Genomic DNA, 11,763 nt, shown 5'->3' on the forward strand with positions numbered 1-11,763 from the left:
ATCCCGCCCGCGCTGCTGGACGCCGGCGAGCGGATGGGCGTCGACGAGCTGCGCGCCCACCAGCTCACCCGCCTCCGGGCCACCCTGCGTCACGCGTACGACAACGTCGAGCTGTACCGCCGCAAGTTCGACGCGGCCGGCGTCGGCCCCGAGGACTGTCGCACCCTGGCCGACCTCGCCCGCTTCCCCTTCACCACCAAGGCCGACCTGCGTGAGGGCTACCCGTTCGGCATGTTCGCCGTCCCGATGGAGCGGGTCCGCCGGCTCCACGCCTCCAGCGGCACCACCGGGCGCCCGACCGTCGTCGGCTACACCGAGCACGACCTGTCGATGTGGGCCGACGTGGTCGCCCGGTCGATCCGCGCGGCTGGCGGCAGGCCCGGGCACAAGGTGCACATCGCGTACGGCTACGGGCTGTTCACCGGCGGCCTGGGCGCGCACTACGGCGCCGAGCGGGCCGGTTGCACCGTCATCCCGGCCTCCGGCGGCATGACGGCCCGGCAGGTGCAGCTGATCCAGGACTTCCGTCCCGAGATCATCATGGTCACCCCCTCCTACCTGCTCACCCTGCTCGACGAGTTCGAGAAGCAGGGCGTCGACCCGCGCAGCACCTCGCTGCGCATCGGCATCTTCGGTGCCGAGCCGTGGACGGAGGAGATGCGGCGCGAGATCGAGGACCGGCTCGACCTGCACGCCGTCGACATCTACGGCCTCTCCGAGGTGGTCGGCCCCGGCGTCGCGCAGGAGTGCGTGGAGACCAAGGACGGGCTGCACATCTGGGAGGACCACTTCTACCCGGAGATCGTGGACCCGTTCACCGACCAGGTGCTGCCCGACGGCGCGAGCGGCGAACTGGTCTTCACCTCGCTCACCAAGGAAGCGCTGCCGGTCATCCGCTACCGCACCCGCGACCTCAGCCGGCTGCTGCCCGGCACCGCGCGCCCGGCCTTCCGACGGATGGAGAAGGTCACCGGGCGCAGCGACGACATGATCATCCTGCGTGGGGTGAACGTCTTCCCGACCCAGATCGAGGAGGTCCTGCTGCGGACCCCGGGCGTCGCGCCGCACTTCCAGCTGAGGCTCACCCGGCAGGGGCGGCTGGACCGCATGACCGTCCGGGTCGAGGCGCGGCCGGACGCCCCGGCCGAGCAGCGGGCGGCGGCGCGGGAGGCGATCGTCCGGGGGGTCAAGGATGGGGTGGGCGTCACGGTCGCGGTCGAGGTGGTGGAGCCGTACGCGCTGGAGCGTTCGGTCGGGAAGATCCGGCGGGTGGTCGACGAACGGGGGTGAGGCCGACGGGGGCCCGCAGCCCTGGGGCCTGCCGGAGGCGTAGGGCTGTCCGGGGGGGGGATGCCCTACGCCTCCGGCGTCTATCGCCGTCCCGCCGTCCCGCCGGCCCCCGGCCGCTGCCTGCCGTCCCGCCGTCCCGCTGGCCCCCGGCCGCTGCCTGCCGTCCCGCCGTCCCGCTGGCCCCCGGCCGCTGCCTGCCGTCCCGCCAGCCTCCGCCTCGCGGGCGCCTTTTGACGGACGCCTTTTGACGGACACCCGCCGACGGAAGCTTGAGACCCATTCGGCGCACCGGGATCGTGGTCGCGGCCGAAGGTTCCCAGACTCGAACGAAAGAGGGGTGGACCCAACCAATCGGAAAGGCATCCTCATGAGCATCGGGCTGCGCCGCGTCCTCGCGGTGACCGCAGCGATTTCCCTCGGCCTGGGCGCGGCGTCCTGCGACAGCGCGTTGCAGTCGTCCAGCGGCGGCTCCGGCGGCGGCCCGGCGCCCCTCCCAGCTGCGGCCGGGAGGGGAGCCGGGCGGATAGCCCTGCTGCTGCCGGAGGCCACGACGACCCGCTACGAGCAGTTCGACCGGCCGCTGATCGAGAAGAAGATCAAGGAGCTGGCGCCGGACGCGCAGATCGACTACTACAACGCCGGCCAGGACACCGCCGTCCAGCAGACCCAGATCGACGCCGCCGTGAAGAAGGGCGCCAAGGTGCTGATCCTGGACGCGGTGGACGCCAAGTCGATCCAGGCGTCGATCCAGAAGGCGCACGACGCGGGCGTCAAGGTGGTCGCCTACGACCGCCTCGCCCAGGGGCCGGTCGACGCCTACGTGTCCTTCGACAACCGCAAGGTCGTCGAACTGCGGGGCCAGGCCGCGGCGGCGGTGGACGGCACGGCGGACGGCGGCGAGACGATCACGACCAGCGGCTCGCCCGCCGATTCCAACGCTGCCGACCCCAGCGCTGCCGCCCCCAGCGCTGCCGACCCCAGCGCTGCCGATCCCAACGCGGTCGACCCCAACGCTGCCGCCCCCAGCGCGTCCGATTCCGAGGCGTCCGGCCTGAGTGTCCCGCTGACCGGCCAGGACTTCCAACTCGACGGCGTGCGAAGGATCCTGGCGGGCACCCAGGCCATGTCGGTCTACAAGCCCTTCAAGTCGGAGGCCGACGTGGCCGCGCAACTGGCCGTCGACCTGGCCTACGGCCAGGAATTCGGTGGCGCCCTCGTGCCGACCACGGTGACCAGCGGCAGCAGCGACAAGGTGCCGGCCGGCCTGATCGCCCCGGTCGCGCTCACCAAGGACAACATCAAGGCCACCGTGGTCGCCGACGGCCTCTTCACCGTCGCCCAGATCTGCACGCCGGACTACGCCGCCGCCTGTTCCGCGGCCGGCCTCCAGTAGCTGCGGCGGGCGTGAGCACCCCCGCGCGGGCCCTATGCTGCGGAGATGCCGAGTGAGCTGCGCACTCTCAAGCCGGAGACCGATCAGCCGGAGACCGATCAGCCGGATCCCCACCAGTCGGAGGCCGATCAGTCGGAGGCCGACCTCGCCTTCATCCGGCGCGAGACCGAGCTGAAGCCCGTCCCGTTCGTCCCCGAGGTCGGCCTGCACATGGCCGAGGACGCGATCACCCTGTGGGAGACCACCGAGCGGGCGCGGGGGGAGGTCGGACTGCCGCCGCCGTTCTGGGCGTTCGCCTGGGCGGGCGGGGTGGCCGTCGCCCGCCACGTGCTGGACCACCCCGAGCTGGTGGCCGGGCGGGCGGTGCTCGACGTGGCCGCCGGGGGCGGGGTGGTCGCCGTCGCGGCCGCGCTGAGCGGCGCCGCGTCCGTGCGCGCCGCCGAGATCGACGCCTACGCGGTGGCCGCCATCGGCCTCAACGCCGAGGCCAACGGCGTGCGCGTGGAGGCCGCCCTGGTGGACCTGGTGGACGGCGACGGCGCCCCGGCCGACGTGGTGCTCGCCGGCGACGTCTTCTACGAACGGGCCATGGCCGCCCGCTTCCTGCCCTTCCTGGAACGGGCCGCCGCGCGCGGCGCCACCGTCATCGTCGGCGACCCCGGCCGGGCCTACCTGCCCCGGGAGCGGTTCACCGCGCTCGCCGCCTACCAGGTGCCGGTCGTCGCCGACCTGGAGGACACCGCCGTCAAGACCACCACGGTGTGGCGGCTGGGCTGACGGCCCGTCCGTCCACGCTGCGGAATTCCCGGCCGCCGGGCGGAACCGCCTGCTAGACAGGCCGCCATGACCGACGAGACCGCCCCGTGCGCCGCTGCCCCCGACGAGATCGCCCTGCGCACCGCCACCCCTGACGACATCCCCGCCCTCCTCGCCCTCTGGGCCCGGGCGGCGAAGGGCGCCAGTATCACGGACGACGCCCCAGGTGTGGCCGCGCTGCTCGCGCGGGACCCGGAGTGCCTGATCGTCGCCACCCCGGCGGGCGACCCGGCCGCCGTCCTCGGCACCGTGATCGCCGGCTGGGACGGCTGGCGCTGCCACCTCTACCGGCTCGCCGTCGACCCCGACCACCGCCGCCGGGGCATCGGCGCCGCCCTGCTCGCCGCCGCCGAGGAGCGCTTCGCCGCGCTCGGCGGCCGACGCGCGGACGCCATGGTGCTGGACGACAACGCCCTCGGCCACCGCACCTGGGAGGCCGCCGGTTACCGCCCCGAGCCGCAGTGGAGCCGCTGGGTCAAGCCGCTGACCGCCTGATCCCGCCCCCGTCCGTGGACGCCGTCCAGCGGGTGGGGACGGCGCTGGGGAAGCTGAAGTAGCCGCAGCCCGCCGGGACCTGCCCTGGCGGCGGGAGGAGGGCGCGCGACGGTCGATACCGTGGGACGTATGCGAATGCCGAGGCGGTGGTTCCGTCGGCCGGACTTCGACGATGAGGCCTTCGAGGACGGGCTCCAGCGGTCGCTGGAGCGGTTCCACGGCGATCTGCTGAACTACCCCGCCGACGGGCCCTGGGACGAAGTCGCCTACTGGGACCCGCTGTCGGCCGTCCGGCTCTCCGGCGGCGGGGTCGGTGACGGGCGCTGGGAGGACCGGAGCCGGCTGGGCGTGCCCGGACCGTTCTACGCCGGGATGACGGACACCGGCCTCAACGGGCCGTTCTACCTGCCCGCGCACGTCCTCTCCGGCGAGGAGCACTGCGAGTTCGTCTACCGCCAGCCGGGCGGACTCCGGGAGTTGGCGGCCCTCGTCGGGGTCGCCCAGATGGAGCCGATCGGCGGCTTCAACTGCGACGGCGACGACTACTGGACGCCGGAGACCGTCCGGCGTGGTGGCACGGGCGGGACGCCGTCCGGGAGTGGATCGCCGCCGAACTGGCCGACACCGACGGGCGCAACGACCCCGAGGCGTTGCGCGGGTACGCGGCGTACCTGGACGACGGGTTGGAGGACTACCTGCGGGGCTACGTCTTCTGGTTGACCGAGGGGCGCGAGCCGGGGCTCGACGAACCGCTGCCGACACTCTGACGCCTCACGCTCTGCACGCGGCACCGCGACGTGCGGCACCCGGGCGTTCCCGGGTGCCGCAGCTGTCGTTCCGGGGCTCAGCCGCGCAGTTCGGCGAGCCAGGCCTCGACCTCGGTGGAGGTGCGGGGGAGGCCGGCCGACAGGTTCTCGTTGCCGTCCTCCGTGACCAGGATGTCGTCCTCGATCCGGACGCCGGTGCCGCGGTACTCCTCGGGCACCGTCAGGTCGTTCTGCTGGAAGTAGATGCCCGGCTCGACGGTGAGCACCATGCCCGGCTTCAGCGGGCCGTCGACGTGCTCCTCGGTGCGCGAGTGGGCGCAGTCGTGGACGTCGAGGCCGAGCATGTGGCCGGTGCCGGCCAGGGTGAAGCGGCGGTGCAGGCCCAGCTCGTACACCTTGTCGGCGGTGAGGTCGCCGAACAGGCCCCAGGAGGTGAGGTGTTCGGCCAGCTCGCGCTGGGCGGCGTGGTGGAAGTCGCGGAAGTCGGCGCCGGGCTTCACCGCGGCGATGCCGGCTTCCTGTGCCGCGAACACCGCGTCGTAGACCTTGCGTTGCAGGTCGGTGAAGCGGCCGCTGACCGGGAGGGTGCGGGTGACGTCGGCGGTGTACAGGCGGTTGGTCTCCACGCCGGCGTCGAGCAGCAGGAGGTCGCCGGGCTTGGCGTGGCCGTTGTTGCGCACCCAGTGCAGGGTGGTGGCGTGCGGACCGGCAGCGGCGATGGTGCCGTAGCCGATGTCGTTGCCCTCGATCCGGGCCCGGACGAAGAAGGTGCCCTCGATCAGCCGCTCGGGGGTCTCGGTGTCGGTGCCGAGGATGCGCACCACGTCCTCGAAGCCGCGGGCGGTGGCCTCGCAGGCGAAGCGCAGCTCGGCGATCTCGAACTCGTCCTTGACCAGGCGCAGTCCGGACAGGAAGACCTCGAACTCCGCGTCCCGCTCGGCGACGGCCAGGCCCTGGAGGGACTGCTCCACGCCCGCGTCGTGGCGGCGCAGCACGCGCACCGGGCCGGTGGCCGCGCGCAGATCGGCGTGGACGGTGCGGACGTCCCGGCAGGGCAGGCCGAGCAGCTGCTCGTTCTCGGTCAGGCTGTTGCGGCGGCCGTCCCACAGCTCGCCGTGGTTGTCCAGCCAGAACTCGCCGTTGTCGGTCCGGGAACGGTCGCGCAGGTAGACGGTGGCCCGGTGGCCGGTGTCGCCGGTCGGTTCCAGGACCAGCACGGCGTCCTGGGACTGGTCGCCGGTCAGGTAGACGTAGTCGGAGGACGGGCGGAACGGGTAGTCGGTGTCGTTGGCCCGCACCTTCGGGTTGCCGGACGGGATCACCAGCAGCTCGCCGGGGAAGGCCGCGGACAGCTCGGCGCGGCGGCGGGCCGTGTGCGCGGCCTGCGGGATCGGCTCCAGGGCGCTGCGCTCGGTGTCGGCCCAGCCCTGCTTCATGTGCTCGGCGAGCTCGTCCGTGACGCCGCGGGTGAGGCCGTTCTTCCGGTACTTGATGGTCTCGGCGGGTTCGGTCACAGCAGACTCTCCAGGTGAGGGTGGTGGATGCGAGGTGCTTCGCTACGCTGACCTGCCCGGTACGTAACAAGCGTTATGTACGGTATATCGTGCAGAGTTCGAAGAGAAGGGGTAGACGCCTCGCGGAACCGGCCGACCTGCCTGGCGGCCAGGCCTTCCACCTGCGCAACGACAACGCCACCCGGCGGCCTGGATCAAGTACACCACCCCGACCGGACCCGGCTGGTAGGACGTCATCGAGCGGCTGGTCGTCGTCCTCCGCAGGGGAATGCGACCGTAATCGCCTCCGGCGCCATCGCCATCGGGAGTTTCGCGCTCGCGGGTGTGGTTTTCCTCGCGATTCCTGAGCGTGTTCCCACCGCGGCGAGTGCCTTGGTGTTCGTCCTTATCCTCTTCGCCTCCTCGACGGGTGGATTCGCGCTCGCCGCAGGCTGGATGAGGGTGCAGACATGACGGCGCGGGCTTCGAGAGGTCTCGAAGCCCGCGCCGAGGTTCCGGTGTCAGGCGCCGTTGAGGGCGTAGGTGCGGAAGGTGGCCAGCAGGGGGAGGACCTCGGTCTGGCTCGGGTCCTCGGTCACGGCGCGCATGGAGTCGATCACCGCGCGGGCGATGGCCTTGGTCACCGCCAGGTCGTCCGGGGGCGCGAGGGCGCCCCAGGTCTTCAGGGCCTGGGTGAGCAGGGCGCTCATCCGGGCGCCGATGTTGGAGCTCACCGCGTCGGAGAGTTCGGCGATCTCCTCGTCGCTCATGGTGGACCGCAGGCCGAAGGCCAGGGCCATCAGGGTGTCCATCGCGTGCTCGCCGTACGCGGCGACCAGCGCCGGGAGCGACCGCTCGTCCGCACCGCCCGCGGCGAGGGCGGACAGCGCCTCGTCGTCGTCCTTCCACGCAGCCTCCAGGGCGGCCAGGGCCCGAAGAGACTCGTCTACCGTCATCCCGTCTGTCATGGGAGGAACGGTATTGAGCCCGTAGCGTCCGAACCCAGGGTTCGGGCGCCGGAATCACCCCTTCGAGCGAAGCGGGGCCTGTTCGGGCCGATGGGTGTGCGCGAAGTGCTTCGCGTCCCAGCTGCCGCCCAGCTCCGGGGCCAGCGAGGCGAGCGCGAGGGCGGCGAAGTCCGCGGCGGCTGCGGCGCGTTCCGGCAGGGCGCCGAGCAGCGGGGCGCCGGCCGAGCGCGGCAGGTCGGCGAGGTTGCACCGTTCGGCGAGCCCGGGGGAGGAGGGCCAGGAGCCGACGACCACGCCCGCGAGGGGGAGTTGACGCAAAGTCAGGGCCTCCGCCGAGAGCGCGACGATGTTCAGCGTGCCCAGCCCGGCGGAGGCGACGAGCAGGACCTCGGCCGGCAACCCGGCGTCCAGGACGGCCCGGGCCTGGTCGGCGAGGGTGCGGCCCTCGTCGTCGTAGCGGACGAGCAGCCCGCCCGCGCCCTCGACCAGGACCAGGTCGTGCGCGGCGGCCAGTTCGGCGACGGCGGTGGCCACCTCGGCGGGGGAGAGGAAGGGCATCCCGGCCCGCCGGGCGGCGGTGTCGGGCGCCAGCGGCTCCGGGTAGCGGACGAGTTCACGGATCGTCAGATCGCCTGCCAAGCGCCGGACTTCGGCCGCGTCCCCGGGCTCGCCCGGCGCGACGCCGGTCTGCCCGGGCTTGAGCACGGCGACCTTCTGCCCGCCGCGCAGCGCCGCCGAGGCGAGGGCTGCGGTGGCGACGGTCTTGCCGACGTCCGTGTTGGTGCCCGTCACGAACAGGATGCGGGCGCTCATCCGGCCACCGCCGCAGCGGTCACGGCGGCGGCGATGCGTGCCACGTCCTCGTCCTCCGTCACGTAGGGGGGCATGGTGTAGATCAGGTCCCGGAAGGGCCGCAGCCAGACGCCGGCCCGGGCGGCCGCCTCGGTGGCCGCCGGGACGTTCACCGGGTGGTCCAACTGGACGACGCCGATGGCGCCCTGGACCCGGACGTCCCGGACGCCCGGGAGGCCGGCGGCGGCCGCGAGCCCGTCGGCCAGCCCGGCCTCGATGCGCTTGACCCCGACCGTCCAGTCCTGGCCCAGCAGCAGCTCCAGCGAGGCGTTGGCGGCCGCGCAGGCCAGCGGGTTGCCCATGAAGGTCGGCCCGTGCGCGAGCACCGGCATCTCGCCGCGGCTGATGCCGTCGGCGATCTCGCCGGTGCACAGCGCGGCGGCGAGGGTCAGGTAGCCGCCGGTGAGCGCCTTGCCCAGGCACATCACGTCCGGCGAGACGCCCGCGTGGTCGGCGGCGAACAGCGCGCCGCTGCGGCCGAATCCGGTGGCGATCTCGTCGAAGACGAGCAGCACCCCGTACCGGTCGCAGAGTTCGCGCAGCATCCGCAGGTAGGCGGGGGAGTGGAACTGCATCCCGCCGGCGCCCTGCACCACCGGTTCGACGATGACGGCGGCCAGCTCGTCGGCGTGCCGGGCCATCAACTCCTCGAACTCGGCCGCGTACCCGGCGTCGAGCGGGGCGTCGAACCCGGCCGGCGGCTGCGGGGCGAACAGTTGCCCGGGCAGCACCCCGCCCCACAGGTGGTGCATGCCGCCGTCCGGATCGCAGACGGACATCGGGTGGAAGGTGTCGCCGTGGTACCCGCCGCGCCAGGTCAGCAGCCGGCGCTTGGCCGGGCGGCCGGTGGACTGCCAGTACTGGAGGCACATCTTCATCGCGACCTCGACGGCCACCGAGCCCGAGTCGGCGAGGAAGACGTGTTGCAGCGGCTCGGGCGTGATCTCGACCAGCGTCGCCGCCAGCCGGACGGCGGGCTCGTGGGTGAGCCCGCCGAACATGACGTGGCTCATCCGCCCCAGCTGCTCGCGCACGGCCTCGTCCAGCACCGGGTGCCGGTAGCCGTGGATGGCCGCCCACCAGGACGACATCCCGTCGACGAGCTCGCGCCGCCCGCCCGCGACGGGCTCGGCGAGGCGCAGCCGGACCCCCGAGGCGGATTCGACCACGTACGGGGTGGCGGTGCCGGGCATCGGCCCGTACGGGTGCCAGACGTGGGCGCGGTCGAGGGCGAGCAGCGTGTCCGCGGACAGCTGGGGCATGATGCGTCAGTCTCCAGAACTATCAGGCATTGGGCGCGAGTTCGGTGCCGGCGCCGCGCAGCCGGACCTTGACGAGGTCGCTGCGCAGCTCCCCGTCCGAGGCGTCGGTGTCCTCCGCGGCCGACGCAGGGGTGTCCTCCGAGGCCGGGGCGTGCGCGTGCCCGCCGCACGGGCCGCAGCCGCCGCCGCTGCCGCAGGCCGACGCGGCGGAGGAGGCCGCCGCGACGTCCGCGCGGTGGCGGGGCAGGGTGGCCTCGCCGGCGCCCTCGACCTCGAACCCGGCGTCCTTGATCATGTCGAGGTCGGTCTGCCCGGCCTGGCCTTCGCTGGTCAGGTAGTCACCGAGGAAGATGGAGTTGGCGAGGTGCAGGCCGAGCGGCTGCATCGAGCGCAGGTGCACCTCGCGGCCGCCGGCGATCCGCACCTCGGTGTCCGGGTTGACGAAGCGGACCATCGCCAGGATGCGCAGGCAGCGCTGCGGGGTGAGGTTCCATTCCTTGGCGAGCGGCGTGCCCTCGAACGGGATCAGGAAGTTGACCGGGACGGAGTCCGAGCCGAGCTCGCGCAGCGCGAACACCACGTCGACCAGGTCCTCGTCGCTCTCGCCCATGCCGGCGATCAGGCCGGAGCAGGCGGACAGGCCCGCGCCGTGCGCCTTCTTCACGGTGTCCACCCGGTCCGCGTAGGTGTGGGTGGTGGTGATGTCGCCGTAGGTCTTCTCGGAGGTGTTGAGGTTGTGGTTGTAGGCGTCGGCGCCGGCCGCCTTCAGCCGCTCCGCCTGGTTGTCGGAGAGCAGGCCGAGGCAGACGCAGATCTCGACCTCGGGGTCGGCCTCCTGGATGGCGGCCATGGTGTCGGTGACCCGGTCGATGTCACGGTCCGTCGGGCCGCGGCCGCTGGCGACCAGGCACACGCGCTTGGCGCCGCCGGCCACCCCGGCCCGGGCCGCCTCGGCGGCCTGGTCGGGCTTGAGCCAGGTGTACTTGAGGATCTCGGCCTTGGAGCCCAGCCGCTGCGAGCAGTAGTTGCAGTCCTCCGGGCAGAGCCCGCTCTTGAGGTTCACCAGGTAGTTGAGCTTCACGCGCCGGCCGAACCACCTCCGGCGGACCTTGCCGGCCGCGGCGACGACGTCCAGCAGCTCGTCGTCGGTGGTGGCGAGGACGGCCAGCGCCTCCTCGCGGGTCGGGACTTCGCCGCGCAGGCCCTTGGCGGTGAGGGTATCGAGCAGATCCATGGGGCCGATCCTGCCTGGTGGCGCTTGAATGGCGCCAGAGGAAACCCGCCAGAAGATCGGCGGAAGGATGTGCCACTTGCCACAGTGTCGAAGCTCACGGTGTCGCCGCTGGTCACGAGCTTGACGCCGGTACGAATCGGAGGTTACCGGCCGGTAGGCGGTGGTCGCGGCGAAGGGCCGGGGAGGCCGGCGCAGGGCGGTCGCCGGTACGCGTGCCGGACGGTCGCGGACGCCCGCGCGCGGCGGTGACCGGCAACCGCCCACCCAGTGATCCACGCCACCCGACGGTTGCTTAGAATCTGCGCCATGACCACGCAGGGGGAGCGCACCCCGACTCCGGGAGAGGGCCAGAACGGCCAGGCAGTGCGGCGGACCGGCGGGGCCCCCGCCGGCGCGGGCACGGACCTGATCGGTAGTCGGGGCGGCGGCAGGGGCAGGCGGTTGACGGCCCGCCGGGCGGTGGGCTGGGTCGTCGTGGTGGGAGTGGTGGCCGCCGGCGGATGGATCATCACCCGCCCGATGCCCGGCGACTACATACCCGGGCTCGGCCCGTCCACCAAGGATGCGGCCAGGACGCCCCCGGTGGTCGGCACCCCGCCGCCGCGCACCGACCCCGAGGGGCTCAACGCGGACACCTTCTTCCCGCCTCAGCGCCCGGTCGAGGTCGGCGCCTACAAGGCCCGGCGCAACGGCATCCGGCAGGGCGGCAACTGCACCGAGGTGCTGCAGGACCGCACCCAGGAACTGCTCAAGGACACCGGCTGCCAGGCCTACCTGACCGTCAGCTTCACCGGCCAGGACCGCCCGGTGCTCAGCAGCGTCACCGTCCTGCGCTTCGGCGACCAGGCCGCCGCCACCCGGGCCGCCGACACCCTGCGCGGCAAGCCCGGCGCGCTCGCCTTCATCCTTCCGGACACCAACGCCGCCCCCGCGCCGTCGTCCGGCGGGCCCAAGTCGGCGGAGCCGCGGGTCGAGGCGGTCGGGCACTACGTGACGGTGGCGAGCTCCCGGCTCAGCGAGGCCCGCACGCCCGGCCCCGGCACCGCGTCCACCCCGGCCGCGACATCGTCGGGCCCGGCGCTCACCACCGAGCAGACCCTGGAGGAGGCGACCCGCGCGCTCTCCTACGCGGCGGGCGCGCCGTTCGTCTGGATGTGACGCCGCGCCGGCCCCCCCGCTCCGGGGGGCCGGCG

11 protein-coding genes are annotated in these 11,763 nt (G+C 73.2%); 6 read left to right on the forward strand and 5 right to left on the reverse strand.

Annotated features, from left to right (window positions below):
• The first annotated feature begins 33 nt into the window (after positions 1 to 33).
• The 5 genes from paaK (at position 34) to AB0O19_RS21985 (ending at position 4,714) form a co-directional block, all read left to right on the forward strand.
• Positions 34 to 1,290 (forward strand): phenylacetate--CoA ligase PaaK, encoded by a 1,257-nt coding sequence (paaK, locus tag AB0O19_RS21965; RefSeq protein WP_363586719.1) that lies wholly within the window; start codon positions 34 to 36, stop codon positions 1,288 to 1,290.
• A 367-nt stretch (positions 1,291 to 1,657) separates the two neighbouring features.
• Positions 1,658 to 2,683: a substrate-binding domain-containing protein gene (locus AB0O19_RS21970; protein WP_363621588.1), complete on the forward strand. Its 1,026-nt coding sequence runs from the start codon at positions 1,658 to 1,660 to the stop codon at positions 2,681 to 2,683.
• A gap of 45 nt (positions 2,684 to 2,728) precedes the next feature.
• Positions 2,729 to 3,460, forward strand: a complete 732-nt coding sequence (locus tag AB0O19_RS21975; RefSeq protein WP_363621590.1) for a 50S ribosomal protein L11 methyltransferase — start codon at positions 2,729 to 2,731, stop codon at positions 3,458 to 3,460.
• Between the two features lie 66 nt (positions 3,461 to 3,526).
• A complete protein-coding gene (locus AB0O19_RS21980) occupies positions 3,527 to 3,994 on the forward strand; it encodes a GNAT family N-acetyltransferase (RefSeq protein WP_363621592.1) in 468 nt (155 codons plus the stop codon).
• Between the two features lie 129 nt (positions 3,995 to 4,123).
• Positions 4,124 to 4,714, forward strand: a complete 591-nt coding sequence (locus AB0O19_RS21985; protein ID WP_363621594.1) for a hypothetical protein — start codon at positions 4,124 to 4,126, stop codon at positions 4,712 to 4,714.
• 124 nt (positions 4,715 to 4,838) lie between these two features.
• Here AB0O19_RS21985 and AB0O19_RS21990 read toward each other — a convergent pair whose 3' ends face one another.
• The 5 genes from AB0O19_RS21990 to bioB form a co-directional block, all read right to left on the reverse strand.
• A complete protein-coding gene (locus AB0O19_RS21990) occupies positions 4,839 to 6,275 on the reverse strand; it encodes an aminopeptidase P family protein (RefSeq protein ID WP_363621596.1) in 1,437 nt (478 codons plus the stop codon).
• A gap of 500 nt (positions 6,276 to 6,775) precedes the next feature.
• On the reverse strand, positions 6,776 to 7,222 hold the full coding sequence (locus AB0O19_RS21995; RefSeq protein ID WP_363586703.1) for a hypothetical protein: 447 nt from the start codon (positions 7,220 to 7,222) through the stop codon (positions 6,776 to 6,778).
• Between the two features lie 54 nt (positions 7,223 to 7,276).
• On the reverse strand, positions 7,277 to 8,035 hold the full coding sequence (gene bioD / locus AB0O19_RS22000; RefSeq protein WP_363621598.1) for a dethiobiotin synthase: 759 nt from the start codon (positions 8,033 to 8,035) through the stop codon (positions 7,277 to 7,279).
• Positions 8,032 to 9,336, reverse strand: a complete 1,305-nt coding sequence (locus AB0O19_RS22005) for an adenosylmethionine--8-amino-7-oxononanoate transaminase (RefSeq protein ID WP_363621600.1) — start codon at positions 9,334 to 9,336, stop codon at positions 8,032 to 8,034. Before AB0O19_RS22005 ends, bioD begins: the two co-directional genes overlap by 4 nt.
• Positions 9,337 to 9,358: 22 nt before the next feature.
• Positions 9,359 to 10,570 carry a biotin synthase BioB gene (gene bioB / locus AB0O19_RS22010; protein ID WP_363621602.1) on the reverse strand — a complete coding sequence of 404 codons (1,212 nt, stop codon included), beginning with the start codon at positions 10,568 to 10,570 and terminating at the stop codon, positions 9,359 to 9,361.
• A gap of 306 nt (positions 10,571 to 10,876) precedes the next feature.
• Between bioB and AB0O19_RS22015 the strand changes: the two genes are divergently transcribed.
• Positions 10,877 to 11,728, forward strand: coding sequence for a hypothetical protein (locus tag AB0O19_RS22015; protein ID WP_363621604.1), 852 nt, complete (start codon positions 10,877 to 10,879; stop codon positions 11,726 to 11,728).
• The last annotated feature ends 35 nt before the right edge of the window (positions 11,729 to 11,763 follow it).

The organism is Kitasatospora sp. NPDC091276, from assembly GCF_040684355.1.
Lineage (GTDB): Bacteria > Actinomycetota > Actinomycetes > Streptomycetales > Streptomycetaceae > Kitasatospora.